Source organism: Nocardia sp. NPDC051321, from assembly GCF_044455225.1.
Lineage (GTDB): Bacteria > Actinomycetota > Actinomycetes > Mycobacteriales > Mycobacteriaceae > Nocardia.
In genome coordinates, this window is the sequence record NZ_JBITEM010000003.1 from 357451 (window position 1) to 382944 (window position 25494).

Below are 25494 nucleotides of genomic sequence, written 5' to 3' on the forward strand. Positions count from 1 at the left end.
CATCCATAGTCCCACGGAGGTCTCCGCGCAATGCCGTCCGCTGCCAACAGTCGCAACTATCGCGGAAAACATCGAAGCAAAAAATCAGCAATGAATGGCTCTCCCCGGCTATTCGCCGCACTGGTCGCCGGCTCGCTGCTCGGGCCCGCCGCACTCACCCTGACCACCACCGCCACCGCGGCAGCGGCGGCACCGAGTTTCGGCTTCCGCGCGAAGATCCAGGGCTACGACTCGGACGGCCGGGCGATCATTCATTACAACAATACGATCAAAGACGCGGGCATCGAGAACGCGGTCAAACACCTGAACTCGACACCTGGTCTGAATGTCGTCTTCAAACCAGGAACGGGCAATGGCGCCATCAAAATCACCAATGAGCGGTTCCCGGGAGATGTCGCGGGCATGGGCGGGTGGGACGGCGGCGGCCCGTTCGTCAAACTCGATCCCAAGACACAGAACTACGACAAGAACGACCGAACCGAAGTCGCCGGACACGAACTCCTGCACTCCATCGGCCTCGATCACAACGACAGCGGCTGCAGCATCATGGCCAGCTCGGTCAACCGGTGCAACAGTGGCCCGACTCCGCTGAGCAAAAACGAGGTAGGTCAGCTCAACAGCATGTATCAGAAGGGAAAGCCGGGTAACTCGGCCGACCCGTCCAAACCGACAAAGCCGGGCGGCCAGACCAAACCGTCCGATAGCACCACTCAGACGGGTGACCGCCCGGGGAAACCGAACAAACCGCAGGGTCAGCCGGACCAAGACTCCGGCGATGACCAGCAAAGCCAGCCCGGCGACGGCGACGATTCGTCCGGCGACGGCGAGGGTGACAACACGTCCGACGGCGGCGATATGCCCGGTGGCGAAGACAGCGGTGACGGCGGCGACAGCGCTGACCCGTCCGGCGACAGCGACGGATTCGACTGGCCCGGCGACAGCGGCGGCGATGAATCGTCCGACGGCGGCGACATGTCCGGCGGCGACAGCAGCGACGGTGGCGACGGATTCGATTGGCTCGGCGACAGCGGCGGCGACAACACTACCGACTCCGGCGATCTATTCGGCGGCGACAACGGCGACCTGTTCGGCGGTGACGACGGCGGCAACGGATTCGATTGGCTCGGCGACAGCGGCGGCAATAGCGCCTCCGACACCGGCGACCTGTTCGGTGGCGACAGCGGCGGCGACCTGTTCGGTGACGACAGCGGCGGCGGCCTGTTCGGCGGCGACAGCGGCGGCGACGGATTCGATTGGTTCGGCAAAGGCGGAGGCGACCAGTTCAGCGGCGGAGACCTGTTCGGCGGTGGCGGCGGACTCGGCGATCTCGCCGATATCGGCGGCGGATTCAACACCGGCGGCCTCTTCTAACCCGACTGTCAACTCAAATACGCCGAACTTCCTTGCATTACAAGGAAGTTCGGCGTATTTCGTATCTCCGACTAAGTCGCGTTCTTCAGGTGGGCCAACGTCGTGATCATGCGATCGGCGATACCCGGCGGCCACCGGAAGGCGACCGTCGACGCGCGCTGGTGCGCCAGCCCATGCAACCCGAGCCACAGCGCCACGGCATCGACGGACACATCGGTGCTGGTGGACTCGCCCGCACCGACGCACTCCCGCACGATTTCCATGAGCATGCCCAGGGTCGCGTCGCCGAGGGTGGCGAGATCGGCCTCGGTCAGCGTCGTCTCGCCCAGGGCAGGCATCCAGAGCCCGCCGAACATGGTGCGATAGCGCTCGGGATGGAGTTCGGCGAAGTCCAGATACCCGCGGCAGAAGGCGAACAGCCGGTCCCGCGGCTCGTCACCCGCCGCGGTTAAAGCCGCACTCAGATGCTGTTCGAGCTCAGCGAATGCCTGCTGCACGACCGCGAGCATGATGGTCGGCTGGTCCGGGAAGTGGCGGTAGATCGAGGGCGCGGCGATCCCGACGCGGCGCGCGACGGACCGCAGGGTGACGGCCTTTTCGTCGCCGGTTTCGTCGAGCAGCTCGACGGCCGCGGCCACGATGTCGTCGCGCAGTCGGGCGCCCTCCCCTCGCCGGTTGCGCACGCGAGCAGGAGACGCGGTGATGTTGTCTGCCATACCGTCAACTTACACCTGAAACCTTATCGGTGTAAGCCCTTGAATCTTCGAAGCTAACGTGCGTATGGTTACAGGTGTAATCATCCACTGAGTGCGGAGAACGTCATGAACACCACCACCACTGTCACCACCGAAGTCGTGCTACCGGGCAAGGTCGAAGCGAACGGCCTGCTGATCCGCACCCGCGATCTCGCCGCGCCGAACAAGGGCCAGGTCGCCCTGCGGATGGACGCGACCGGCGTCTCCTTCGCCGAACAGCAGATGCGCCGCGGCAAGTACTACGACCAGCCGCCCTTCCCGTTCGTCCCCGGCTACGACGTGGTCGGCACGGTGACCGCCGTCGGCCCCGGGGTGGATCCCGCGATGATCGGACGCCGGTACGCCGCGGTCGTCAAGGTCGGCGGCTGGGCCAGCCACCTGCTGATCGACGCCGCCGACCTGGTGCCCATCCCGGACAGCGTCAGCGCGGCCGCCGCGGAAACCGTGGTCGTCAACGGAATCACCGCGTGGCAGATGCTGCACCGGATGGCCAAGGTGCCGAGCGGCGCCACGATCGCGGTGTTCGGCGCCAACGGCGGCGTCGGTTCCACCCTGGTGCAGCTGGCCAGGCACGCGGGCATCAAGGTGATCGGCACGGCCTCGCCCCGCCATCACGAGCTGGTCCGCGAGCTCGGCGCGATCCCGGTCGACTACCGCGACCCGGACATGTACCAGCGCATCAGGGAAATCGCCCCCGACGGTGTCGACGCGGTGTTCGACCATGTCGGCGGCGCCGGCTTGGCGCAGTCCTGGGCGCTGCTGCGCAAGGGCGGGACGCTGGTCTCCTACGGCACCGCGGCGACGAAGGACGAGGACGGCAATTCCCAACTGCCGGTGCTGAAGTCGTTCGCGCGGTTGGCGCTGTGGAACTACCTGCCCAATGGCAAGAGCGCCCACTTCTACAACTTCTGGGCGGGCAAGCGCAGGCTGAGCACCTTCCGTAGCCGCCTGCACGACGACCTGATCCAGGTGCTGCGGCTGCTGGCCGACGGCGTGCTCGCGCCGCAGATCGCCGCGCAGTTCCCCCTGGCCGACGCCGCGCAGGCGCTCGCACTCGCCGAGTCCCGCACGGTCGCGGGCAAGGTCGTCATCACCGCGTAGCCGATCGGCACCGCCGCATCGTCAGTTCAATTATGTTCGCACCCCGAGGAATTCAGCCATGGCCACCATCGCCCTCTCCGCCCCGCCCCACTCCACCCGCCGCGCAGGCGACGTCGACAACCGCGCCACCTACCTCAGCTTCGCGCTCGCGTACGTCTTCGGACACGGCGCCGCCGCACTGTCCAAAGGCGACGATCCGCCGGTCAGCCTGCCCGGCTGGTTGCCGATGACGCTGCTCGGTATCGGCCTCGCGGTCGGCACCGTCGCCGCGACGGTGGCCGCGCTGCGCGCTCAACGCGGCGCCGAAAGCTCGGACGTCCTGTCCGGCAAGCTACTCGGCATCTCCTGGGCCAGCGCCTTCGCCGCCCTCTTCCTCGCCATCACCGGAATCACCTCGCTGCTGGACCGATCCGACCTGCAGACCGTGCTCTGGCCCACCGGCGCAGGCCTCATCGTCGGCCTGCTCTACCTCGGCGAAGGCGCCGCGCGGCGCAACGTCCTGCACTACTGCCTCGGCACCTGGCTCGCTTTGGTCTCCACCGGCGCGCTGCTGCTCGGCAACCCGGGCCTGTTCTGGGTGCTCACCCTCGGCGGCGGTGGCGGCTATGCCGTCGCCACCGTGCTCGAGCGCCGCCGCCTCGCGACCCACCACTGAAAACCGTTCCACCACTGAAGGAGAAGTCGATGATCTATCACGGTAACCGGATAAAGCTCCGCGCGGGCGTCACCGAGGAACAGGCCAAGGCGGCCCTGGCGAGCATGCACGAACAGGGCAGCATCCCCGAGGTGAAGTCGTTCATCGTCGGCCGCGAGTACGGCACCGGTTTCGACTGGGGCGCCACGTTCGTCCTCGAGGACCTCGACGCCTACTGGGCGTACCTGAGTCACCCCGCGCACACCGCGTCGGTACGAGCCGGACTCCCCCTCGCCGAGAACTTCGAGTCCTACGATCTCACCGACGACCTCGACCCCGACTTCGAGTCGAAGGTCGCGCAGTTGCAAAAGCGCCACATCGACTCCGTCCCCGAGCTCGCGGAAATGCTCGCCGCCCTGTCGTCGCACACCGGAACCAGCGCCCTCCCGCACCCCGAATAGCCCACACCGAACCCTTGTCCGGAGCCCGAAGCACCACGGGCTCCGGACATTTCGGCGTCATCGGCAGCGACCGCTCCCGGGTGCCTTGTGCCCCACGCATGACGATGCAAGCCGGACGCAAGGCCGGTGCAATCACCGGCCAGCAACCTCGTCAGCATGACCCCTTCAGTAACGATCATCGGCGCCGGACTCGGCGGACTCACCCTGGCTCGCGTTCTGCACGTGCACGGCATTCCTGCCGCGGTCTACGAGGCGGAGCCGTCCCCGACGGCGCGTGCGCAGGGCGGGATGCTCGACATCCACGACTACAACGGACAACTCGCCGTCGAGGCGGCCGACCTGATGGACGAGTTCCGTGACCTCATCCTGGACGGCCGCCAGGCGATCCGGGTGCTCGACCCCGACGGGACAGTGCTGCTCGACAAGGCCGACGACGGCACCGGTGGACGCCCCGAGGTGTTGCGTGCCGAACTGCGACAGCTGCTGCTGGCCTCGCTCCCGGCCGGCACCGTCCGGTGGGGTTACAAGGCCACCGGCGTTCGCGCCCTCGACGATGGCCGCTACGAGGTGAGCTTCGCCGACGGCAGCACCGTCGTGACGAACCTGCTGGTCGGCGCCGATGGCGCGTGGTCGCGAGTCCGGCCGCTGCTGTCCACCGCCACACCCGAATACGCGGGCCAGTCGTTTGTCGAGACCTACCTGTACGACGCCGACACCCGCCACCCGGTCGCCGCGAAAACGGTCGGCGGCGGCTCGCTGATGACGCCGACGGAAGGCGCGCAGATCCACGCGCACCGGGAAAAGGGCGACACCCTGCACACCTATGTGGTGCTGCCCAAGCCGATGGAGTGGTTCGAGGCCATCGATTTCACCGATGCCGCCGCGACCAAGGCGCGAGTCGCCGAGGTATTCGACGGCTGGGCGCCGGAACTCACCGCGCTGATCACCGACGCCGACACCGCGCCGGTCTGGCGGCCGCACTACGCGCTGCCGATCGGACAGCAATGGGACCGTGTGCCCGGGGTGACCCTGGTAGGCGACGCCGCCCACCTCACCGCGCCGAACGGCGAAGGCGCCAACCTGGCCATGCTCGACGGCGCCGAACTCGGCAAAGCCCTCGCCGCGCACCCCGATGACGTCGAAACCGCGATCACCGAATACGAGCTGGCCATGTTCGCGCGCAGCACCAAGATGGCCGCCGAGGCGGCCGAGTTCTTCGAAAACCTCGTCTTCGACGAAGACCCGGCGCAAACCCTGCTCGCCGCCCTCACCGCACCGGAGTAGATCGAACACGAATCCTGAACCCACCGACCCAACTGGTGAGCATCCTCCAACTCCCCACGCGGACAGCGGAATCCACACCCACACTCGGGAGACGCACCGGCTTAGTGCCCTATTTCGAGTGCGGATCCCGGCCCCCGCTGTCCCTCGATTCCGCCGCACCCGCAAGGCGCCGGGAGTACTATTCGCGCCATGCTGGCCCCCTGGATCTTCCGGATCGTCATCCCGGTCGACGATATCGAGGCGGCGACCAAGTTCTATTCGGCAATTCTGAAAACTCCCGGCGAGCGGGTGTGGGTGAACCGGCATTACTTCCGGTGCGGCGAGGTGATCCTCGCCTGCGTCGAGCCCGGCCCGGAGTCCGGCGATTTTCACATCGACGACGACCCGCGCATCATCTATCTCGGCGTGGACGACTTGGAAGAGACGATGGAGTTGGTTCGTCGCGCCGAACCCGCGCACATCGACGCGTCCATCGAGGCACAGGCCTGGGGCGAGCGATCGTTCTACGCCCAAGACCCATTCGGTACCCGGCTCTGCTTCGTCCATGGCCCCACCATCTACGCAGGCGGCGATTTCGAGGAGTAGCCGCGATCAGCACCGCAGCGGAAGCTCGCGCATGCCACGAAGATGCAGTCCGCTCGGTCGCCAGCGCAGCTCCTCGCGCGGCACGGCCAGCCGTGCACCGTGCAGGTTTCGCCGGAACACCGGAGAGGTCGCTACCGGCGGCCGGGGTCGTACTCGTACGCGTTCGGCGGCAGGCTGGGGCGAGTCGGGACCTGGGTGATCCGCGCATCTGTCGCGATCCCGACCTGGCCGAGCGTGAGCGGCATCATGCAGTCCCGCGCAGGGCGGGAGACACCATCGGCGTATCCCGTGACCGACTTGAAGTAGGGCCCGAATACCGGGCTACCGCCTGCCAGATTCACCCCGAAGCAATCCACTTCGAGGATGTAGGTGCCGTCGCCGCCGCAGTGCGCCGACGCGCTGGTAGGTCCTCGGTCGAGGGCGCAGTCGCGCGGTTCGGCGGCCGCCGAACCGGACGCGACCGACACCATCGCGGCGGCACCGGCCACCAGGACCGAGGTTCCGATAATGCTTCGGGCCATGCTCATCGTCAGGTTTCTCCGCATCTGGTCGAACGTACAAATGGGCCGATCACCGCAATGCGACACCCCGGAGGTGACCAAGCAAGACTTCCGCACATCTCCGAATCCGGGGAGACGTCAGAACTCGGGGGCTCCGACCTTGCCGGACATCCTATAAACGAGTACCGTTCGGTATCGGATACTACTCGGTATCCGATACCGATGTCCAGGAGGCCCGGTGCCCAAGTCGCCGACGAAGCGTCGGCCGCTGACCGTCGCGGCCTTACTGGACGCCGCGCAGGAAGTGTTCGCGGAGAAGGGGTTCGGGGCTTCGTCCGTTCCTGATATCTGCGCACGCGCTGGGCTCACCAAGGGAGCGTTCTACTCGAACTTTCCCGATAAGGAGACGCTGTTCCTCGCGTTGTTCGATCGACACAACGCGGCCACGCTCGAACGGGTGCGGGTGGTGTTGGCGGAGTCGGCGGGGCAGATGGTCGGTTCGGATCCGCCCCGACTGCCGGAACCGCACGTCGAGCGGCGCCGCTGGTTCTTGATCTCGATGGAATTCACGTTGCACGCGATTCGGCATCCCGAGGTGGCTGCCGCGCTCGCCCAACACGAGACACGCAGTCGCGCGGCACTGGCCGACCTACTGGCCGACGCGTTGGCGGCCGTCGATCGGGTGCCAACGATCGAGGTCAGCGACCTGGTTCGGTTGGTGGTGGCGGCCTGCGAGGGTGGCGACGCACAGACACTGACCGAAATCGCGGCGACCGGATCGGCCCGCGAGAGCGTGCGCGCTCGCCTGGTTCCGCTGCTGCTCCGCGAATATACCCGTCCCGTCGCCAGGACCGATCCTGGTTCCCTTGACTCCCAAGGAGATTCGTTGTGACCGCGGGCAACGCCGAACCGTTCGATCCGCTCGATCACCTCGACCGGCTGCTGGCCGACGTCGGTTTGTCGCATGCCGCGGCGGGCGGCCTGGTGAGCTTCGCGGGCAGCGATCCGATCGTCGCGTCGCGCCACCGGCTCGGTGCCTGCATCGGCATCCCAATGATGGCCGGAGCCGTCGGCGCGGCGGCACTGTGGCGGCATCGCACCGGGCAGGCGCAGGATCTACACCTCGATTTGCGTCAAGCCGTGCATGGCATCACGCCGAACGCGTTCTGGAACCCGACCCTGGCCGGTGAGATGGCACCGCACCCGCTGATGGCCGACAACCCGTTCCTGCTCGATTCCTACCGCACCCGCGACGGGCGAATGGTCATGGCATCGGGCGTCTACCCGCACTTGGCCGCCCGTTGGTGCCGATTCCTGGACGTGCCACCGGATCCCGGCAAAGTCGCCGCGGCCATCGAGCAGTGGGACGCCTTCGACCTGGAGGAAGCCGCGAACGCCGCCGGACTCCCGTTGTGCGTGGCACGCACGCCGCGGGAATGGCTCGCCCACCCGCAAGGCGCGTTGCTGGCCGACCAGCCGGTGATCGGCTTGACCAGGATCGGCGACGGCCCGCCGCGCCGATTCGACCCGTCGGATCGACCGCTGGGCGGGGTGCGAGTGCTGTCGTTCACCCATGCCATCGCGGGCCCCGTCGTCGGCAGGACTCTCGCAGAGCAAGGCGCGGACGTCCTGTGCGCGACCCGCCCCAACGACTACGAGCACGACTTCATCTACGACGAAGCCAATATCGGGTCGCGCAGCGCATACCTCGACATGAGCACCGAACGCGGCAAGGCGCGCGCGGAGTCGTTGCTCACCGACGCCGACATCGTGGTCAACAACCATCGCGGCGGCAAACTCGACAAGCTCGGCCTCGACCCGCACGAGCTCGCCGAAAAATACCCGGGCATCATCGTCGTGTCGGTGACCTGCTACGGATCGACCGGCCGATGGGCCGACCGCGGCGGATTCGACATGAACGGTTCCGCCGCTTCAGGTTTGATGGCTCTGGAAGGCACCCCCGAGCAGCCCAAGTTGCCACCGACCGGCATGATCAACGACTTCATCACCGGCTACCTGGGCGCCGCCGGGGCCACCGCCGCGCTGCTGCGGCGTGCCACCGAGGGCGGCAGCTGGCACGTCACGGTCAACCTCACCCGCACCGCCATGTGGTACCAAACACTGGGCCCAGTCGACCCCGGTGAGGCCAACAGCGATGAGCAGCACCGACTTCGGGAGCCGACCGCATACGACGCCGACACCCCACTCGGCGCTCTACACACCCTCGCCCCGCCGGTCACCTTCAGCAAGACACCACCGCAATGGAACGACCCAATCCTGGTCCCCCGCGGATCCAGCGACCCGCGCTGGACATGACCGTCTGATTCAGCCGAGTGGCGGGTGTATCCCAGCTGGGTGGGGGCTTCGGGCACGGTCCGGCGCGGCTACCGTCGAAGGCGGTGATCGTCTGACCCACCAGCCGCCGGACCGACGGGTTCGTCGGGCTCTCCCGGTCCCGCCTCGCTGGTCGATCGCCCGGTCTGCCGGTCTCGCTCCGCACCGCCAGGGGCCTTCACCCCTGCTCCCTGGTTTGCGAGACCGGCAGACCATTCCCGCGATCAGTTGCGGGGCAACTCGATTCGTACTGTCCAGCCGCCGTCCGATAGCGCCTGCGCGGTCACGGTTCCGCCGAGCAGCTGTGCGCGTTGCCGGAGGCCACGGAGGCCGGATCCCGCGCTGGGCAGCGCTATTGGCGGTTGCGCCGAGGCGACGTTGGTAATCGACACTGACACAATGCGATCCGTGCATGCGGAGGAGATCGTCACGGCCGCGCCCGGCGCGTGTTTGCGGACGTTGGTCAACGCCTCCTGCACCGTCCGATAGACCGCGCGTTCACCGGCCGGTGCCAGGTTCGCAGGCAGGGGGCCGATCAGGTCGACGGGTAGCGCGCTTGCCGTCAGCAAGGCAGGCAGATGCTCGATGGTCGGTTGCGGACTGATCCCGGAGGTCGCCGCCGGGGCGCGCAGGACCTTCACCATGTGCCGCAGCTCATCGAGGGTATCGACACTGAGCTTGCGAATGACCGCCGCGGCCGCGCGCGCGTCCTGGTCGGCACTCACCACCTGTAAAGCCCCGGCCTGCACGGCGATCAGACTCACCTGATGCGAAACCACGTCGTGCATTTCGCTGGCGAGTTCCGCGCGTTCGCGCTCACGCGCGGCGGCGACCTGTAGTTCGCGTTCGTGTGCGTAGACGCGGTCGATCTCGGACATCTGCCCCGCCAGCCGCTGCCGGGTGGCCACCAGCCAGCCGAGGGCGGCCGGTCCAGCACCGGCCAGAATGGCGAAAATTATTTGGTGGAGCAAGAATTCGAGGTCGTCCAGCCCCAAATCGTCATCGGGGGAAGTGAACAGGCAGGACAACCCGAGCACGATCGCGAACACCACGACGACCCACCGCTTCGCCGAACTGCGAGCCACCGAGTACAGCGCGGCCATCGGCGCCAACAGTGCCCCGATCACCAGCACCGCGGGCAAGGTGAGCACGAAGGTGACGATCGGTGCGTGCCTGCGGACGAGCAATACCGCGCCGGTGAGCACCGCGACACCGACCTCCCACGGCGCGAACGGCAGATCGCGGGTGAACCACACATCGAACGCGCCGATCACGGCGACCAGCAGGTCGACAGCGACAGCCGGTCGAAAGTAGCGGTCGCTCATGGCAGGTCGGCGGTGAGGATTCCGGCACGCTCCGCGATCAAGGCGGCCTGCACGCGGGTGCCGATGCGCAATTTGGTGAAGATGCTGCTGACCGAGTCTTTTACCGTCCCCATGCTCAGGTGCAGCCGCACGCCGATGTCCGCGTTGGACAGACCCTCGGCGATGAGGACGACGATATCCCGTTCTCGATCCGTGAGTAGCCGCACCAGCTCGGGCGCCTCGGTGTCGACCGTATCCAGATAGCCTTCGACCACCGCCTTCGTCACCTTGGGTGACAGCACCACCGCGCCGCCCGCGAGTGCCCGCACGATGGCGGCGAGGTGCTGCGGCTCGGTGTCCTTGAGGATGAAACCGGAAGCGCCCCTGCGCAAGGCGTCGGCTATGTACTCGTCGGCGGCAAACGTCGTCAGCATCGCCACGGTCGGCGGTTGCGGCGCTTCCAGTAACTTCGACAGAATCTGCAGGCCGTCAACATTCGGCATGCGGATATCGAGCAACACAACTTCGGGATCCGCAGCGCGGATCGCCGCCAAGGCACCCATGCCATCGCTGGTGACGACGACCTCGATGTCCGCCGCGGCGCCGAGAATCAGTGTGAAACCCGATCGCACCAGCGCCTCATCGTCCACTATGGCCACGCGAATCATGAGCACACTCTCATCAAGGCCGCCCCGCGCGGGTAGCGGGGACCGGCGATACCGGCCGCCCGGCGCGGAAGTTCCAGCCGGTCGGCGGGGATCGTCATCCGATCGACCGGCGCACATCTGAGCGTGGCGGCTCGGTCGACGCTGCACGCCACTGCTCGATCCTCGATTCCCATGCCGCCAGCCTGGCGGTGGCACGGACTAATCGCATCGGTAGTTTTCGCCTATTCGGTCTCGGCGATCGGGAGGTTCCCGGTCTGGCGCAGCACGTTGGTGCCGCAATGTATCTCGCCACCCGCCACGTGCAGGGTTTCCCATTCGTCCACGTAGCGCACCGCGACTCCGGCCGATCGATACGCCTCGGTCACCGCGGCCTCGAAGACGTCACGCCCACCGACCATCGGGCCCCACTGCCGCGGTGCGATGTAGTTCGTCGCGTTGATCAGGACTCCGTTGATCGCGCCGGGGTAGAAGCTGACCAGCGCGTCCGGTTCGTCGTCTATGCCGGCGGACAGCTCGTAGAGGCCTGGGATGCGCACGAACTCTTCGGGTTTCGTCCCGGTCTCCTGGAACATCCGCTCGACGTTCTCGTCGATCTTCCGTGCCGCGAGTTCGTTGTCGGCGATGAATTTCTGGTCTGCGAGGACGGCGTCGATGGTCCGGTCGGGCGCGTCGGGCCGGGAAAACGCGCGTTCGCCGCCATGACCGGATCGTTGCTGCTCGCGCAGGATCTCCAGACCGCGCCGGGGATCGGTCACGGCAGGGCGCCACCCTCGCCCGGAGGATGCCGGGAGAAACTGGATGAATTCATCGACGTGGCCGACCACCAGCCAGGTGGTGTCCAGGATCAGTGGCGGCTGAACCCGTTGGGCGGCAAAGAATTTCTGCAGTTCGACACTCGACACGGCGGCGTCGTTCCGATTCCCGGTGCCGATGACTACCCGTCCTGCCGGAAACTCCTTCCCGTTATGGGTATACGGCGGTATCGTCTCGACATTTCCGAACGAGTCCACGTGACGATCACCGGCACCGCCGAGTTGAATCGCTCCCATACCGGGTCCTTTGAGATCGAAAACGGCTCGGCCGCCTTCGCGTTCGGGTTGCGGTGAACGGATCGCGATGCGCAGCGAGACATTTCGGCCGCCAGGGCCTGGCATCGATACATAGCCGAACTCTACGAAGTCCTGTGCCCAGGTGTCGGTGGTGTTCACCGTGATCAGCGGTGCGTTCAATCCGCTGGCCTGGGCGGCCGAGGTCAGGTCGCCGACGAAGCGCTCATACTCCGGGTCGCCGCCGCTCTCGGGAACCACCAACGCCTCCGCGCTCTGGTTGTGGCTGTGCAGCAGCACGGGAGCCACTCGGAGGGCGATATCGTCGGACACCGTTCGATTGCCGTCGTGGACGGTGAAGCGGACGGTAACGGAGCCATCCCAGATAGCCTTGTCGCGCACGACATCTCGCGAGTCGATGCCCAGTGTGGCACCGTGGCGCAGCTCGGTTTCGGTCAGCGTCGCCGCCGGCCGCAGCCGCACCCAGGCATCTTGACGTTTGACGAATATCCGGATCTTGTCGGCGCCGAGCCCAACCGGTTGCACTCGGCCGGTCGCTCCGTCGCCGACCCGCCCGGCCGGCCTGGTCAGCAGCGGTGCCAGGTATTCGGGTGCGCGCGCCACGTCGTCGGCGGCGTCGTGGCAGGCGGCGAGCTCGGCGTCGGACACTTGGCTTCGACTCGACGGGCAGCGCCGTGCCACATCCCCGATATTCGGTAGCACAATCGCGCCGTATTGGGCTGTCCAGCTACCTTTTTCGATGCCTGATCCGACATCATTACCGTCGACGACACCATCCCGATTGCTATCGGCACGAATATCCGCGACGATTCCGTCCTCGGCCTTTGCCGAACAACCGGCCAGTACCAAAGAAGCAATACCGGCGAACAACCAAATCTTACGATATGGATTCACGGTGTCGACGCTACGTACGACCGAGGCACGCCACGACCTCCAAAAGTCCGGTGTGCGGGGGCCGACCAGCTTCTCAATAGCAGCCGATCGGCTATTCCCGCCGTAGCCGACCAGTCGCCACGTCGGCCAGCCAGCAGGCGGAAATATTCATCCGAGCGGCCGGTTCCCCTGGCGGGAAAGACATTCTAGGTTCGAGGGGGGAATCGGGCCAGGGGTCATCGATAGGGGGAGCAATCCTTATGAATCGTTCCAAAATCGTCGTCATCACCGGTGCCAGCGATGGGATAGGCGCGGCGGCGGCCCGCAGGCTGCACCGCAATGGGCACCGCGTCGTCATCGTCGGCCGCTCCCCGCAGAAGACCGGGGCGCTCGCCCGTGAGATCGGCGCGGACCACTACCACGCCGACTTCGCCCGCCTCGACGACGTTCGTAAGCTCGCGGACGAATTGAACACCGGTTACCCGCGCATCGACGTACTCGCCAACAATGCCGGCGGTGTCTTCGGTGATCCCGCCAAGACGGTCGACGGGTTCGAAAAGACCTTCCAGGTCAACCATTTGGCGCCGTTCCTGCTCACCCGGCTGCTGATCGACAAGCTGACCACCTCCAGGACCTCGGTGATCCAGACCTCGAGCATGGGCGCCCGCCTGGCCGGTCGGCTTGACCTCGGCGACCTCGACCACGACCGGAATTTCGGTCCGATCCGGACGTACAACGCGTCCAAACTCGAAAATATCCTGTTCACCAGGGAATTGCATGCGCGATACCACGCGCAGGGCATCGCCGCGGCCGCGTTCCACCCCGGCAACGTCGCGACCAGCTTCGGCGCCCATTCCGCCAGCCCGGTGCATAAATTCCTCACCACCAACCGCGTCACCCGTGCCATGCTGAGCACCCCGGACAAAGGGGCCGACCAACTGGTCTGGCTCGCGGAGGGGCAACCGGGCGTCGACTGGCAATCCGGCAACTATTACGAGGCGCGCAGGCCCGCCAGGCGAATGAACCGACAGGCGCACGACACGGACCTGGCCCGCGAACTATGGGACCGAACCGAACAGCTCTTGGGAAAGGAGCCGTCATGACTTGGCAAATCTAGCCGCCCATCCCGGAGAGCCCGGGAATCGGCGGCGGGTTCCCAAGGAACGAAATGTCCCGTACCGACAAGACCAAACCACTGTGGGTCCGCTTCGCCGAACACCACCCCCGACCGCTTCATGACCACCGTCACGGCCCCTGCGATCTCCCGCCGCATCTCACCCGTGAGACCCCGAACACCCACTGCCAGTGGGGACTCCCCCAATTCGGCACCACCTGCTGCTCCGGCCCCAACGGCCGCGCCGCCAAAAGGGAACGCGGTGACCTGAAAAGAGCCGCCAACCGCAAAAACCGCCACGCCGCCCGCCGCTGGCCGAGCTCGTCATCGCGTTCGCTCGCGCGGGCTGAACTCGCCGCCCTCGAGCGGTGATCATTGCTGGTCGTGGCGAAGCCGGGATTACGCGAGGACACTGAAGGCGTAGCCGAACTCGTCCCCCAGGAGCAGTGTGATGGCAGCCGATAGACCCTTTGGCATCGATCCGGAAGACTTCGAGCGCGCGTTGCGGGATGCGGGGATCGATCTGCGTGACCTCATCGGGAAGGCCAGCGGGTACATCGACCGCACCGGCGCGAATACGCTGGCCTCGCTGCTCGGTCAGTTCGTTCAGCAGCCGCAGCGCACGCGCCCGCCGAAACCGGAGGCCGAGACCACCGGCGAAACCGGCAGCGGGGTGTGGGTCATCTACAGCATCGACGACGCGGGCGAGGCCAGGATCGAGCAGGTCTTCCCGAGCGAGCTCGAGGCCCTGCGTGCGCATCGCGACAATACCGACGAACGCCGCCGTGTCCGGTTCCTGCCCTACGGCGTCCCCGCCACCGCATTGGATACCCCCTGACAGCCGACTGCGGGGGCACGTTTCGCAATCCGTTGAATTCGGGGCCCGATCCGTTCCTGACCTATTACGCGGGGAACTACTACCTTTCGACCAGTCAGAACGACAGCTTGCGGATCTGGCAAGCGTCGTCACTGGCCGATCTGGCTGCCGCGCAACCGAATACGGTGTGGGTCGAGCAGGACCCCGCGCGCAATCAGGATATGTGGGCGCCGTCTTTTCATCTGATCGACGAGCAGTGGTACTTCTATTACACCGCAAGCGACGGTAGCAAAGACGGGAATAGGCTCTACGTTTTGCGGTCGGTGGACTCGGATCCGTTGGGCCCGTACACCTTCGCGGGCCAGCTCGGCGCGCCGGACGCGTGGGCGATCGATCCGGAACTGCTGCGGCTCGCCGATCAGTACTACTTGCTCTGGAGCGGTCCGAACAACCTACTGCACATCGCGCCGATGAGTGACCCGGTCACCGTATCGGGACGCGCGGTGTTCCTGCCGTCGGCAGGCGGATGTACCGAGGTTCGCGAGGCGCCCGCGATAATCCAGCGCGACGGCACCACCTACCTGGTCTACTCCACCTGCGACACCGGCAAACCGGACTATCAGCTGTGGATGCATTCGCTCCCGCCGGGGGCGGACCCCCTGGTGCCCGCCAACTGGTACCAGCACCCGGCCGCGGTGTTCACCCGCAACGACCCGGCCGACGTCTTCGGGCCGGGTTCCAACGGGTTCTTCCAGAGTCCGGACGGCAGCGAGGACTGGCTCGTGTATCACGCCAAAGACACCAGTGTGTACACCTACGGCGGGCGGACCACGCGGGCGCAGAAGTTCACCTGGAATGCCGACGGCACCCCGGCTTTCGGCCAGCCGCTATCGCTGGACACCGATATCGCGCTACCCTCCGGCGATCCCCAGGCATTAGGCGCCATCGACTCGGATCGGGTCTGAGCGGCGCCGGTCCGCTGGCCGACACGAACTCCTGACTTCGCGCGCCGCCCTACCTACGCTCCCCAATAGGGCTCGAACTCCGAGAATGTATTGGGGGCAAATCTATGTTCACCGGACGTACATTTTGGCCATCACACCAGCCGATCGCCGCGCCCGCATTGACGGTGTACAACAACAGGCTGGTGTTGGTGTGGTCGACGCAGGACGGCACCATGTATGTCGCATCGGGAATGGAGGCCGACGGGGTTGTCAATGCGAAACCATTGCCGTCAGATTTCAGTCTGCAGCGCCCGGCATTGGCTTCGCACGCCCAAACCGGGCTGCTCTACCTCGGCTATACCCGCACCGACGGCCAGATGTGGCTCGCGTGGTCGAACAACGGCGTCGACTATCAGGATCGACGGGAATGGCTGCAGCCGCCGATCGGCGGCCCCGCGATGCAGTCCGACAATGTCTCGATGTGGTTGAGCTACACCGCGCAGAACAACCTGATGCTCAGCGCGGTGCAATCGCAGAATCCACCGTTCAGTTCCTACGGTAGGTCGCCAGAGCCCGCCGAGTACAGTATCGACACTCCCGGGCTGGTCATTCATCCCGCCAAGGGTGTGCTGCTGGCATGGACCGGTATGGACAGCGCGAACAATCTGAACGCGCGCTACATCGGAATCAACGTTCCCCCCGGTCGAGCCACCTTCAGCGACCGGCTCATCGGCGGCCCGAATCTGTTCACCCTCGGCGGTCGCTATGTGGCGGGCTACACCGGCAAGAACACCAATATCTACCTGCTGTTCGATATCGACAATTTGAACGAAAACCAGTCGCAGCGGTGGAAATTCGCCGATACCAGCCCGTGGCCACCCGCGGTCGCGACCATCAACGGGATGACCTATGTCGCCTGGTTCGGCACCGACGGGCAGAACCCGCTCTGCTTCGCCGACCTCGGCTCCATGCCGACCATCTACCGAGGCGGCAGCGGATAGCTATCCGTTGCCGTAAATACGTTCCGGGACAACGAGAACGACCGCACGCCGATCGGCGGCCATCACCCGGTCGTACTCGTCCCAATCGTCGTGCGTGCCACCAGCCGCGGTGAACACCTCTCGCAGCAACAGCCGCATCCGTTCGCCGTCGATGCCGGGCACCTCGTCGTCGGGACCCACGATCCACACCGAACCCTCGACGGCCGCCCACGCCCACCCCGCGCGCGCCACCACCGTCATCCGGCCCCGAATCCGCAGGTTGTCCAGCTTCCGCGTCCCACCGCGAATCACCATGCCCACCACGTCCTCGCCCGTCTCTGGGTGCGCCAGCACACCCGCATTGACGAGCGAGGACTGCACGGTGCCATCGGCCCGCGAGGTCGAGACGACACAGAGCCCATGATCACCGGCACACAGCCGAGCGAAGTCCGCGATATCAGTCACAGCCGAATGCTACCGATGCGCATGTCGAACCCGCCGTTCATTCGCTCATGCCGGTGATGCGGTCGTGACGGTCAGGACATCGGAAAGTCGGTGTAGTGCAGTGGGAATCGCCCAGTAGTAGACCCAGGTGCCGCGGCGCTCGCAGTCGATCAGGCCGGCTTCGCGAAGCACTTTGAGGTGATGCGAGATGGTGGGCTGGGACAGCTCGAACTGCGGGGTCAGCTCGCAGACGCAGATCTGCTCGCCGGGGCGGGAGACGATCAACGACAGCAACCGCAGCCGCACGGGATCGGCCAACGCCTTGAACGCCCCCGCCAACTGCACGGCCGCCTCGACACCGAGCGGCGCGGCGAGGGTGTTGTCGCAGCAGTCGGTCGAGGCGAGCAGCGGCAGATCCTGTTTAGACACACATCTATATTGACAGACCTCGATCCAATGGCGCAAGCTGTATCGACATTCATCGATACAAGCAGGTCGTATCGGTGGGTGTCCGATATTCCAGCAAGTCAGGGACGTGATGTCATGACAGACCAGCAGCAGATCGAACTCCGCGAAACCGTCCGCACCCGATACGCGCAGGCAGCGCGAACGGTGACCGCGGGCGGGGTCGCCGAGGATTGTTGCGGGACCGACCCCATCGCCGTGGATCAAACTTTCGGCGCCAGTCTGTACGGCGCGGACGACCGCGACCAGCTCCCGATCCAAGCCGCCGCGGCATCATTGGGCTGCGGCAACCCGACCGCGGTCGCCGAACTACGTGCGGGCGAACGGGTCCTTGACCTCGGCTCCGGTGGCGGGATCGACGTGCTGCTGTCCGCGCGCCGCGTCGGACCCACCGGCAAGGCGTACGGCCTCGATATGACCGAGGAAATGCTGGCGCTGGCATTGGCGAACAGCGCAGCGGCCGGCGTGCGTAACGTCGAGTTCCTCAAGGGAAACATCGAGGCGATCCCGTTGCCCGCCAACACTATCGACGTCGTGATCTCCAATTGCGTGATCAATCTGTCGGTCGACAAACCCGCCGTTTTCGCGGAAATGGCCCGAGTCCTCAGCCCTGGTGGCCGCATCGGCATCGCAGACGTCGTCGCCGACGACGACCTGACCTCGGATCAGCGCGCCGAACGCGGCGACTACGTCGGCTGCATCGCCGGTGCGTTGTCGTTCACCGAATACCGAGACCACCTCAGCATCGCCGGATTCACCGACATCGAGATCAGTTCCACTCACCCCGTCGCGGAAGGGATGCACTCCGCGATCATCAAAGCTACCAAGCCCGTCCCCGACTCGACCGGATCAGCGGAACCAGCGGGTGCGTGCTGCGCACCAGGATGCTGCCCACCCGAGTCGGCCACTGCCGGAACCACTTCGGACAGTCCGTAATACGCGGCGCTCCCCCGGCATCAGGGCGCACGCCGCAACACGGTCTGGCTGCGTTGCGGTGCTGACCGTCCGTGCTCAGTCGCGTCGTCTGTCCGTGCCGCGGTAGACCTCGGCGGCGATCCGCACGAACGAGCGGACCAGCGGAGCTGGGCGCAGGGCCGGCCACGCGAGCACCAAGGTGCTCGGTGGCCGGTCCAGCACGGGAACGGTGACCAGCCCGGCGGGTATCACCTGATCCAGCGGGGCGAGGGCGGACATACCGTTCCACAGCACCGCCTGGAGGCACTCCTGGATGGTGCGCATCGGGGTGCCGGAGTCAGCCGGTGCGCCGGTCCAGTACGCGCGCCACATCTGATCGGTATCGGGCGGCAGTTGCACCCATCGCCGCTCGCGCAGGTCGGCCAGGCGCACCGCGGGTTTTCCGGCGAGCGGGTCGTCGGCGCGGACGACGATGCCGATCGGTTCCGCGTGTAGGGCATGACTGCGTAAGCCGTTGTCCTCGAACGGCAATCGGGTCAGCGCGACATCGACCAGCCCGGCCCGCAGGCCGGCGCTTGGATCGCCTAGGTCGGCCTCGTGGATACGCACCGACACGGTCGGGTGGCGTTCCCGGAACGCCGAGGCGATCCGTCCGCCCACGAGTTCCGCGGTGTCGGCCAAGGATCCCACGGTCAGGGTGGCGCGTCCCGCGGTGGCGCGCACGCGGGCCGCCATGCGCTCGGCCTGCTGCAACAGCGGCCGCGCGTCCGTGTAGAGGAGCTGGCCCGCTTCGGTCAGCTCGACCCCGGTCGGGGTGCGGGCGAACAGGGCAACGCCGAGGTCGGCCTCGAGGTGGTGCATGGCCCGGCTCAGTGGTGGCTGGGTCATCCGGAGCCGAGCGGCGGCCCTGCCGATGTGTCGTTCCTCGGCGACGGCGACGAAGTACCGAAGGCCACGCAAGTCCACGGCCTCACCATACCGATCCGGTATCGAGCGAACCACAACGGTGCTGGCCGCGCACTCGGGTCGGCACGAGGATCGAAAGGGCAAGTCAGCCAAGGGAAAGAGCAGCACATGAAGGATCTGGACCTGAGTATCGGGTGCTTCCGATACGACACGACCGCGGCCCTGTTCGACGGATCGGTCACGGTGCGGGGCGCCCGCAGCACCACGATGTCGACCGCGGCGACCCTGCCCGAGATATTCCAGCGGGTGGTGCACGACGAGGTCGATGTGTCGGAATTCGGCCTGACGTTCCTGCTACGAGCGCTCGACCAGGGTGTGCCGCTGGTGGCCATTCCGGCCTTTCCCGTGCGGATGTTCCGGCACTCGGCGGTCTTCGTCAATGCCGACAGCGGTATCACCGGGCCCGCCGACCTGGTCGGCAAGACGATCGGCGAATTCGGTGTGTACGGTCAAGATCCCGGCGTGTGGATCAAGGGAATTCTCGCCGACGAGTACGGTTTTCGGCCCGAACGCAACCGCTGGGTGATCGGCGGGCTGGAGCATCCCGCGCCGCCGTTCACCTTCACCAGCCACCCGCACCCCGACGACCTCGACATCACCGCGACACCGGCGGGCAAGACACTGTCGGGCATGCTCGATTCCGGCGAGATCGACGCACTGTTCACCGCCAATGTGCCGCAACCGTTCCTGGACGGCTCACCGCACATCGTCCGGCTGTTTCCCGACTACGAGCCGATCGAACGCGACTACTACCGGCGGACGGGGAACTTCCCGATCATGCACACCGTCGTGGCGCGACGGGAACTGCTCGACCAGCACCCGGGCCTGGCGCGCGCCGTCTACACCGCCTTCCTCGAAGCGAAACAGGCTGGCGCCGAGCATTACCGACGGTTCCGCAGGCTCTACCAAGCGCCGCTGATGGTGCCGTGGATCAACGCGCTGCTCGAGCAGAACGACCGGCTGTTCGGCGCGGACTGGTGGCCCTACGGCATGTCCGCGAACTGGCAGGCCCTGGACACCTTCCTCGGCTATCACCATGAGCAGGGGCTGTCGGCACGCCGCTGGAGGGTCGAGGAGATCATCGCCCCCGACCTGCTGGATACCTGAACCGCTTACCGCAGTTGGCCACCCGCGGTGCCCCGAATCAGTCCCGTAGCTCGTCGGCAAGTTCCGGCGGGGGGTGCGGCCACCCGGCCGAGACCGCACCGGAAGGGTGAGATCGTTGCGGCTCGCGACACCGAGGGCCGGATCGCCGGGGCCGTGCGAGTGCAGCAACTTGGCGCTGGCGTAGGCGAATTCGGCATGCTGGCATGCGCGCCCGCACAGCGAGGTAACGGACTCGGCCGGGCGCTGGTGGATTACGCCGAACACTGGTGCGCCGCACAGGGTGCCGAGACCGTTCAGCTCGAACTGCTCGTTCCACGCGGGTGGGCGCACCCGGTCAAAGAGTCCCTGCGCACCTGGTACCTACGCCTCGGCTACGTGCTCGAGCGCAAGGGTGAACTGGAGCAGGACTATCCGCACCTGGTGCCACTCCTCGCCACCCCGTGCGACTTCCTCATCTTCCACAAGCCGCTGGGCTGATTACTCCGTTGCGGCCGCGGTGAGCCGCACGATCTCGCACCTCGACGACGCGCTGGTGGGCAAATACGCCGCCTCGGGCTGCTCTGACCCTCCCCGACTGCCTGCCGATCCAGTGCTTGCGGTCGGCAGGCAGCTCGGTGGGTCGATGCCCGTTGCCGCCCAGGCGGTTTGACTTACACCTGGTCCGAACATGCAGGTGCACAACTCATTTCGAGGTGTACGCGCATACGCCCCGCGGACCGAAACCCGTTACGGCAGTACGACGCACGCGGGCCCGATGTTGATACCGGTACCGACCGTGATGGGATCATCATGGGAGTAGGCGTCGTAATCGTCGTCCGACCGGTATTCGACCACCCAGATGTTGTGCTGTCCCTTCTGCCTGGGGATCCACGTGCTGCGTGCCACGCCCGCGGCGTCCGCGGTCACGACGGCGGGCCGGAAGACCCCGTGGGATACCTGCGCGTCGACCTCGTCGAGGAAGACCACCTCCTGGCCCGGATCCGTCTTCGCGACGACCGCGTACGAGCAGCTGGTGCCCGTGGGCCCCGCCGAGCTACCGAAGCTCTGCCCGGTGTCGACCCCGAGGCTCGTGACGGTGGCCCCGGCCTGCGGCGCGGCGAACGCGACGACCGCGGCCAGTGCACCGAGCGCCGCGACGGTGGCGACCGGTCTGTTCGAATAATGCACGATAAACCCCTTCTGCAACAACGGATTTCCCCGAATTCGAGGGAACCCAGAACTGTCGCACAGCAATTTCACACCTTCAATACCCCTGTTTCATGGGCCTGCCGGATCGCCGCGAAATGCACACCAGCGCTGCTCGAAATCTCCACAAATCCGCCACAAAAAATACCGACCTACCCGCTATCGTCGGCCTCGTGGTCGTTTGGTGAAACCCCTTGTTGTGCAAGCCCATAAACCGAGGATTTCACCAACCGTTGTGGCGAATCCACACTGCGTCAATTGCGGGAGGGGTGGATGTACTCGTCGCGCTGTTGATCACGTGATAGAGGTGATGCTGGGCAGCGGTGGCGCAGGCATGGTTGGGCAGGATGCGCAGGCGAGTGCCGATCGGGAGGTCCGGGAGGTCGCCGGTGCCGCCGGGGCTGCGGGACAGGATGCCGTGTTCCTGGCTGGCTCCGGTCATCAGCAGGTCCGGAATCTGTTGGCCCGCAAGGTCGGTGACGAGTCCATAGCCCTGGTCGATCGGCTGGCGCTGGGTGCCGCGGTCGCGCGAGGTGGCCATCCAGCCGCCGTCGGTGATGATCCAGTCCTTGCCGGGTTGATGTCCGATCACGGTGACGACCACCGACAGGGCGAGATCCTCGGGGGTGCAGACGCCGATGCCCGCCATGACGAGGTCGAAGAAGACGTAATTTCCGGCTCGGACCTCCGTTATCCCGGCGAGGTCGGTGGCGCCGTGCGCGGTGGGAGTCGATCCGACGCTGACAATCGGACAGGAAAGTCCGGCGGCGCGCAGAGCGCTCGCGGCGGCGACCGTGGCATCGCGTTCGTTGTCGGTGGATTTCGCCAAAGCGTCAGGCGTATAAGCGAAGTAGGACTCGCCCGCGTGACCGAGTACGCCGGCGAGATTGCCGACGAGGATCCGGCCGATCTCGACCAAGGCGGTGTCGGTGGGCAAGACACCGCCACGGTGACCGTCGCAATCGATTTCGATCAAGGCGGGAATCCGAATACCGTGTTCGTTGGCGAACTCCGTGACGGCCTGCGCTTGGGCCGGGCTGTCGAGCAGGACGGTGAGGGCGACGCCACGGCGAATGAGTGCGGCGACGCGGGGCAGTTTGTGCGGGTCGATACCCACGGCATAAAGGATGTCGTCGTAGCCCCCATCGGCGAAATACTCGGCCTCGCTCAGCGTAGAAACGGTGATCGGCCCTGGTCCGGCGAGGTGCACGCGACGCGCCACGTCGATGGACTTACTGGTCTTCACATGGAGGCGCAGCGGTACGCCGAGTGTGTCCAAGTGTTTATGCAGCCGTTGGATATTGCGGTCGAGTCGGTTGGTGTCGACGACGGCGAAGGGGGTGTCGGGAGTATTCAGCGTGATCACAAGAATTCCTGCGTGTTGTGCCTGCGCAGCAATGCGGCGGCGAGGGTGAGGTCTTGCAGAGCGAAACCCGAGCTGTCGAACACCGTGATGTCGCCGGGTAAACGTCGGCCCTCGGCGGCGCCGGTGAGCACGGCGCCCAGTGGGGTCGGCACGACCGGGCCCGCGTGCTGGAATTCGCCGATGGTGCGGGACTGGTCCGACAGATCGCAGAACAAACGCGCACGGTCGTACAGCTCCGGCGGCAGTTCCTGCTTGCCGGGACCGTCGGCACCCATCGCGGAAATGTGCGTGCCCGGTGCGATCCACCCGGCGTCGAACAGCGGACCGCGGGCGGTGGTCGCGGTGACGACGATGTCGGCGGCGGCGACCGCGACGCGTGTCTCGGCAGGTTCGGCGGGTAAACCCGTGTAGGCGTTGATATCTCGGGTCAGGTCGCGGGCGGCGGCGGCGCGGCGGCCGACCACGAACACCTGCTCGATCGGTCGCACCCGGGTGACGGCACGCACCTCATACAGCGCCTGGTTGCCCGTGCCGACGACGGTCAAGGTGCGTGCGTCGGGTCGAGCGAGCGTGTCGACGGCGAGCGCGTCCGCGGCAGCGGTGCGATAAGCGTTGGCGGTCCCGGCCTCGACCACGGCGGCAAGGCGGCCGGTCGCTGGGTCGAGCAGCACGATGGTCGAGTTGTGGCGCGGTGCCCCGATCTTGTCGTTGCCGGGCCAGAAGCTCCCGACCTTGACGCCGACCAGGTCGCCCGCCGTACCGGATTTCAGGGTGAAACGGTTGGCCGAAACCTGCCCGATCACCACGGGAAACGCCGTCCCCGTCGTGCTTGCCAGGAATGCCTCGCGCGCAGCAAGCAAGGCGAGTTCCTCGTCGATCAAGGACGCCGACTCGGACTCGGTGAGCAACACCGGAGCGGCGGCGGGTGGGCGGTTTGCCCGAAAGACGGTGTCGGTCATGGCTGTTCGCTGTCCTTCTTCACAGTGGCCAGGTCGTTGTAGAGGCCGGTCCGGGAGATCCCGAGGCGCTTGGCCACCCGCGCGGGCGCGCCGCGCAGCGCGAACACGCCCGCGTCGTTCAGCGAACGGACGAGTTCCAGCCGTTGGTCGCGTCCCAGCGCCGAGGCGGGGACCGCGTTGATCCGTTCGGCCCGCTCGATCAGCGACTCGAGCACTTGGTCGAGCTCACCGGAGAAATCCGTTGTCGGCACGGGTGTTTCGGCGACCACGGACAGCCCGAGCAGATCCGAAAGCACACCGGTGGCCCGGTTGATCGCCGAGACGTCGATGTTGATGCACAAGGCGCCGATCAGCGTCCCGTCGACGTCGTGCAGCGGCAGTGTGGTGCATTTCAGCAGCCGCCCGTCCTGGGCGCGGGTGAGGTAGCCGACCTCGTTGCGCGCCTCCGTGCCCGCGGCAAGCACCCGCAACCCGATCTCGCTCATAGCATCGCCGACCTCGCGGCCGGTGACCGAACCGGCGACGGCGGCCACCGACCGTTCCGGGTCGCGATAGTCGTGCAGCACCACCTCGCAACTGCGCCCGAAGGTGGCGGCGATGCCATCGACCAAGGGCCGCAGCGCGCCGAACACCGCGTCCGCGGTGCTCATTTCTCGCCCGCCCCGAAGATGCCCCGCCGTGCCGCCACCAGCAAGTGCGCCGCAACCATCCCGATGACTCCTTAACAAAGTGTCCAGTTCTGAACAAAGTGTCACACACCGGGCGCGACAAAGCCACCCGGCCGTTCGGCCGGGCAGCCACTGACTATTTCGCGCCGCTGCCCGCGGTCGTACTCACCCCGAACCCTTCGTCAGGTCGGCATCCGCGGCGGCGAGCACCTTCCCGAAGATGTACGCCACCCCCGGCTTCACCAGAACCCGGCTCAGCGTCGCCGCGAATGGCAGCCGCACCTCCGCGCTCGTCGTCCACACCACCCGCGTCCCCCCGGGCACCTCGGTGAACGTCAGCTTCCCGCCTTCGTGACGCGACGGCGGAAAGCTGCGTTCGACCAGGTAGCCGAACTCATGCGGCGGGTCGTAGGTGGTGATTCGCTCCCGGAACCAGCCAACCACCCAGAGCAGCCGACGCACCGCGTTGCGGCCGTAAGGCGCGCCTTCCCCCGGCACGGCAAGTTGTTGACGCAAGACGACCCACGTCGCGCGTGGGTAGTTGCTCGCGTCGGCGAGCCACTCGAAGACGTCCTTGGCCGGCGCCGCGATGATGCGTTCGACGGTGATCGTTTCCATGGCGAACCT

29 protein-coding genes are annotated in these 25494 nt (G+C 66.4%); 16 read left to right on the top strand and 13 right to left on the bottom strand.

The genetic code is table 11. The features are described 5' to 3' along the window. Positions 1–90 precede the first annotated feature (90 nt). The gene (locus tag ACIA8C_RS08605; RefSeq protein ID WP_397132396.1) at positions 91–1371 is read left to right on the top strand and encodes a matrixin family metalloprotease; all 1281 of its coding nucleotides are present in this window, start codon (positions 91–93) and stop codon (positions 1369–1371) included. Positions 1372–1442: 71 nt separating this feature from the next. On the opposite strand, the gene ACIA8C_RS08610 is transcribed toward ACIA8C_RS08605, so the two are convergent. Beyond that, positions 1443–2087 carry a TetR/AcrR family transcriptional regulator gene (locus tag ACIA8C_RS08610; protein WP_397132398.1) on the bottom strand — a complete coding sequence of 215 codons (645 nt, stop codon included), beginning with the start codon at positions 2085–2087 and terminating at the stop codon, positions 1443–1445. Positions 2088–2192: 105 nt separating this feature from the next. On the opposite strand from ACIA8C_RS08610, the gene ACIA8C_RS08615 reads away from it, so the two are divergent. From ACIA8C_RS08615 to ACIA8C_RS08635, 5 genes are all read left to right on the top strand, one after another. Then, on the top strand, positions 2193–3227 hold the full coding sequence (locus tag ACIA8C_RS08615; RefSeq protein ID WP_397132400.1) for a medium chain dehydrogenase/reductase family protein: 1035 nt from the start codon (positions 2193–2195) through the stop codon (positions 3225–3227). A gap of 58 nt (positions 3228–3285) precedes the next feature. Then, positions 3286–3882 carry an ABC transporter permease gene (locus ACIA8C_RS08620; protein WP_397132402.1) on the top strand — a complete coding sequence of 199 codons (597 nt, stop codon included), beginning with the start codon at positions 3286–3288 and terminating at the stop codon, positions 3880–3882. 29 nt (positions 3883–3911) lie between these two features. Then, the gene (locus ACIA8C_RS08625) at positions 3912–4322 is read left to right on the top strand and encodes a Dabb family protein (RefSeq protein WP_397132404.1); all 411 of its coding nucleotides are present in this window, start codon (positions 3912–3914) and stop codon (positions 4320–4322) included. A gap of 156 nt (positions 4323–4478) precedes the next feature. Beyond that, on the top strand, positions 4479–5606 hold the full coding sequence (locus tag ACIA8C_RS08630; protein WP_397132406.1) for an FAD-dependent oxidoreductase: 1128 nt from the start codon (positions 4479–4481) through the stop codon (positions 5604–5606). A gap of 189 nt (positions 5607–5795) precedes the next feature. Continuing rightward, positions 5796–6191, top strand: coding sequence for a VOC family protein (locus ACIA8C_RS08635; protein WP_397132408.1), 396 nt, complete (start codon positions 5796–5798; stop codon positions 6189–6191). Between the two features lie 131 nt (positions 6192–6322). Here the strand turns inward: ACIA8C_RS08635 and ACIA8C_RS08640 are convergent, their stop codons facing one another. Then, entirely contained in the window at positions 6323–6736 is a 414-nt protein-coding gene (locus ACIA8C_RS08640; RefSeq protein WP_397132410.1) for a hypothetical protein, read from the bottom strand. A gap of 193 nt (positions 6737–6929) precedes the next feature. Between ACIA8C_RS08640 and ACIA8C_RS08645 the strand changes: the two genes are divergently transcribed. Then, positions 6930–7583 carry a TetR/AcrR family transcriptional regulator gene (locus ACIA8C_RS08645; RefSeq protein WP_397132412.1) on the top strand — a complete coding sequence of 218 codons (654 nt, stop codon included), beginning with the start codon at positions 6930–6932 and terminating at the stop codon, positions 7581–7583. Further along, positions 7580–9007, top strand: a complete 1428-nt coding sequence (locus ACIA8C_RS08650) for a CoA transferase (RefSeq protein WP_397132413.1) — start codon at positions 7580–7582, stop codon at positions 9005–9007. The genes ACIA8C_RS08645 and ACIA8C_RS08650 overlap by 4 nt, the downstream gene beginning before the upstream one ends. Before the next feature lie 242 nt (positions 9008–9249). On the opposite strand, the gene ACIA8C_RS08655 is transcribed toward ACIA8C_RS08650, so the two are convergent. The 3 genes from ACIA8C_RS08655 to ACIA8C_RS08665 form a co-directional block, all read right to left on the bottom strand. Then, the gene (locus ACIA8C_RS08655) at positions 9250–10350 is read right to left on the bottom strand and encodes a sensor histidine kinase (protein ID WP_397132415.1); all 1101 of its coding nucleotides are present in this window, start codon (positions 10348–10350) and stop codon (positions 9250–9252) included. Next, positions 10347–10997 carry a response regulator gene (locus tag ACIA8C_RS08660; RefSeq protein ID WP_397132417.1) on the bottom strand — a complete coding sequence of 217 codons (651 nt, stop codon included), beginning with the start codon at positions 10995–10997 and terminating at the stop codon, positions 10347–10349. Before ACIA8C_RS08660 ends, ACIA8C_RS08655 begins: the two co-directional genes overlap by 4 nt. A 221-nt stretch (positions 10998–11218) precedes the next feature. Then, positions 11219–12958: a protein-arginine deiminase domain-containing protein gene (locus ACIA8C_RS08665; protein ID WP_397132419.1), complete on the bottom strand. Its 1740-nt coding sequence runs from the start codon at positions 12956–12958 to the stop codon at positions 11219–11221. A gap of 239 nt (positions 12959–13197) precedes the next feature. Here ACIA8C_RS08665 and ACIA8C_RS08670 point away from each other — a divergent pair, with 239 nt between their 5' ends. From ACIA8C_RS08670 to ACIA8C_RS08690, 5 genes are all read left to right on the top strand, one after another. Continuing rightward, positions 13198–14040 (top strand): SDR family NAD(P)-dependent oxidoreductase, encoded by an 843-nt coding sequence (locus tag ACIA8C_RS08670; protein WP_397132421.1) that lies wholly within the window; start codon positions 13198–13200, stop codon positions 14038–14040. Between the two features lie 65 nt (positions 14041–14105). After that, complete coding sequence (locus ACIA8C_RS08675; protein ID WP_397132423.1) at positions 14106–14423, top strand: hypothetical protein; 318 nt, start codon at positions 14106–14108, stop codon at positions 14421–14423. A gap of 79 nt (positions 14424–14502) precedes the next feature. Further along, positions 14503–14889: a hypothetical protein gene (locus tag ACIA8C_RS08680; protein ID WP_397132425.1), complete on the top strand. Its 387-nt coding sequence runs from the start codon at positions 14503–14505 to the stop codon at positions 14887–14889. Between the two features lie 32 nt (positions 14890–14921). After that, the gene (locus ACIA8C_RS08685; RefSeq protein WP_397132427.1) at positions 14922–15833 is read left to right on the top strand and encodes a family 43 glycosylhydrolase; all 912 of its coding nucleotides are present in this window, start codon (positions 14922–14924) and stop codon (positions 15831–15833) included. 104 nt (positions 15834–15937) lie between these two features. Then, on the top strand, positions 15938–16813 hold the full coding sequence (locus ACIA8C_RS08690; protein ID WP_397132429.1) for a hypothetical protein: 876 nt from the start codon (positions 15938–15940) through the stop codon (positions 16811–16813). Here the strand turns inward: ACIA8C_RS08690 and ACIA8C_RS08695 are convergent, their stop codons facing one another. Further along, a complete protein-coding gene (locus tag ACIA8C_RS08695; RefSeq protein ID WP_397132431.1) occupies positions 16814–17257 on the bottom strand; it encodes a pyridoxamine 5'-phosphate oxidase in 444 nt (147 codons plus the stop codon). 45 nt (positions 17258–17302) lie between these two features. Continuing rightward, the gene (locus tag ACIA8C_RS08700) at positions 17303–17665 is read right to left on the bottom strand and encodes an ArsR/SmtB family transcription factor (RefSeq protein ID WP_397132433.1); all 363 of its coding nucleotides are present in this window, start codon (positions 17663–17665) and stop codon (positions 17303–17305) included. A 114-nt stretch (positions 17666–17779) separates the two neighbouring features. Between ACIA8C_RS08700 and arsM the strand changes: the two genes are divergently transcribed. After that, on the top strand, positions 17780–18637 hold the full coding sequence (arsM, locus tag ACIA8C_RS08705) for an arsenite methyltransferase (RefSeq protein WP_397132435.1): 858 nt from the start codon (positions 17780–17782) through the stop codon (positions 18635–18637). Positions 18638–18712: 75 nt separating this feature from the next. Here the strand turns inward: arsM and ACIA8C_RS08710 are convergent, their stop codons facing one another. Beyond that, the gene (locus ACIA8C_RS08710) at positions 18713–19582 is read right to left on the bottom strand and encodes a LysR substrate-binding domain-containing protein (RefSeq protein WP_397132437.1); all 870 of its coding nucleotides are present in this window, start codon (positions 19580–19582) and stop codon (positions 18713–18715) included. A gap of 108 nt (positions 19583–19690) precedes the next feature. Here ACIA8C_RS08710 and ACIA8C_RS08715 point away from each other — a divergent pair, with 108 nt between their 5' ends. Together ACIA8C_RS08715 and ACIA8C_RS08720 are read left to right on the top strand one after the other, a co-directional pair. Continuing rightward, positions 19691–20689 carry an ABC transporter substrate-binding protein gene (locus ACIA8C_RS08715; RefSeq protein WP_397132439.1) on the top strand — a complete coding sequence of 333 codons (999 nt, stop codon included), beginning with the start codon at positions 19691–19693 and terminating at the stop codon, positions 20687–20689. Positions 20690–20716: 27 nt separating this feature from the next. Continuing rightward, positions 20717–21166 (top strand): GNAT family N-acetyltransferase, encoded by a 450-nt coding sequence (locus tag ACIA8C_RS08720; protein WP_397132441.1) that lies wholly within the window; start codon positions 20717–20719, stop codon positions 21164–21166. 249 nt (positions 21167–21415) lie between these two features. Here ACIA8C_RS08720 and ACIA8C_RS08725 read toward each other — a convergent pair whose 3' ends face one another. The 5 genes from ACIA8C_RS08725 to ACIA8C_RS08745 form a co-directional block, all read right to left on the bottom strand. Beyond that, the gene (locus ACIA8C_RS08725; protein WP_397132443.1) at positions 21416–21856 is read right to left on the bottom strand and encodes a hypothetical protein; all 441 of its coding nucleotides are present in this window, start codon (positions 21854–21856) and stop codon (positions 21416–21418) included. Positions 21857–22097: 241 nt separating this feature from the next. After that, positions 22098–23240 (bottom strand): DSD1 family PLP-dependent enzyme, encoded by a 1143-nt coding sequence (locus ACIA8C_RS08730; RefSeq protein ID WP_397132445.1) that lies wholly within the window; start codon positions 23238–23240, stop codon positions 22098–22100. Continuing rightward, positions 23237–24199: an ornithine cyclodeaminase family protein gene (locus ACIA8C_RS08735; protein ID WP_397132447.1), complete on the bottom strand. Its 963-nt coding sequence runs from the start codon at positions 24197–24199 to the stop codon at positions 23237–23239. The genes ACIA8C_RS08730 and ACIA8C_RS08735 overlap by 4 nt, the downstream gene beginning before the upstream one ends. Next, a complete protein-coding gene (locus ACIA8C_RS08740) occupies positions 24196–24849 on the bottom strand; it encodes a transcriptional regulator (RefSeq protein ID WP_397132449.1) in 654 nt (217 codons plus the stop codon). Before ACIA8C_RS08740 ends, ACIA8C_RS08735 begins: the two co-directional genes overlap by 4 nt. Positions 24850–25032: 183 nt before the next feature. Continuing rightward, a complete protein-coding gene (locus ACIA8C_RS08745; protein ID WP_397132451.1) occupies positions 25033–25485 on the bottom strand; it encodes an SRPBCC family protein in 453 nt (150 codons plus the stop codon). Between the last annotated feature and the right edge of the window lie 9 nt (positions 25486–25494).

What these genes read in the sequence shown, in the direction of transcription:
- ACIA8C_RS08605 (WP_397132396.1), top strand. Translation starts at nt 91, where the DNA reads ATGAATGGCTCTCCCCGGCTATTCGCCGCACTGGTCGCCGGCTCGCTG.
- ACIA8C_RS08610 (WP_397132398.1), bottom strand. Translation starts at nt 2,087, where the DNA reads ATGGCAGACAACATCACCGCGTCTCCTGCTCGCGTGCGCAACCGGCGA.
- ACIA8C_RS08615 (WP_397132400.1), top strand. Translation starts at nt 2,193, where the DNA reads ATGAACACCACCACCACTGTCACCACCGAAGTCGTGCTACCGGGCAAG.
- ACIA8C_RS08620 (WP_397132402.1), top strand. Translation starts at nt 3,286, where the DNA reads ATGGCCACCATCGCCCTCTCCGCCCCGCCCCACTCCACCCGCCGCGCA.
- ACIA8C_RS08625 (WP_397132404.1), top strand. Translation starts at nt 3,912, where the DNA reads ATGATCTATCACGGTAACCGGATAAAGCTCCGCGCGGGCGTCACCGAG.
- ACIA8C_RS08630 (WP_397132406.1), top strand. Translation starts at nt 4,479, where the DNA reads ATGACCCCTTCAGTAACGATCATCGGCGCCGGACTCGGCGGACTCACC.
- ACIA8C_RS08635 (WP_397132408.1), top strand. Translation starts at nt 5,796, where the DNA reads ATGCTGGCCCCCTGGATCTTCCGGATCGTCATCCCGGTCGACGATATC.
- ACIA8C_RS08640 (WP_397132410.1), bottom strand. Translation starts at nt 6,736, where the DNA reads ATGCGGAGAAACCTGACGATGAGCATGGCCCGAAGCATTATCGGAACC.
- ACIA8C_RS08655 (WP_397132415.1), bottom strand. Translation starts at nt 10,350, where the DNA reads ATGAGCGACCGCTACTTTCGACCGGCTGTCGCTGTCGACCTGCTGGTC.
- ACIA8C_RS08660 (WP_397132417.1), bottom strand. Translation starts at nt 10,997, where the DNA reads ATGATTCGCGTGGCCATAGTGGACGATGAGGCGCTGGTGCGATCGGGT.
- ACIA8C_RS08670 (WP_397132421.1), top strand. Translation starts at nt 13,198, where the DNA reads ATGAATCGTTCCAAAATCGTCGTCATCACCGGTGCCAGCGATGGGATA.
- ACIA8C_RS08675 (WP_397132423.1), top strand. Translation starts at nt 14,106, where the DNA reads ATGTCCCGTACCGACAAGACCAAACCACTGTGGGTCCGCTTCGCCGAA.
- ACIA8C_RS08680 (WP_397132425.1), top strand. Translation starts at nt 14,503, where the DNA reads ATGGCAGCCGATAGACCCTTTGGCATCGATCCGGAAGACTTCGAGCGC.
- ACIA8C_RS08690 (WP_397132429.1), top strand. Translation starts at nt 15,938, where the DNA reads ATGTTCACCGGACGTACATTTTGGCCATCACACCAGCCGATCGCCGCG.
- arsM (WP_397132435.1), top strand. Translation starts at nt 17,780, where the DNA reads ATGACAGACCAGCAGCAGATCGAACTCCGCGAAACCGTCCGCACCCGA.
- ACIA8C_RS08715 (WP_397132439.1), top strand. Translation starts at nt 19,691, where the DNA reads ATGAAGGATCTGGACCTGAGTATCGGGTGCTTCCGATACGACACGACC.
- ACIA8C_RS08735 (WP_397132447.1), bottom strand. Translation starts at nt 24,199, where the DNA reads ATGACCGACACCGTCTTTCGGGCAAACCGCCCACCCGCCGCCGCTCCG.
- ACIA8C_RS08740 (WP_397132449.1), bottom strand. Translation starts at nt 24,849, where the DNA reads ATGAGCACCGCGGACGCGGTGTTCGGCGCGCTGCGGCCCTTGGTCGAT.
- ACIA8C_RS08745 (WP_397132451.1), bottom strand. Translation starts at nt 25,485, where the DNA reads ATGGAAACGATCACCGTCGAACGCATCATCGCGGCGCCGGCCAAGGAC.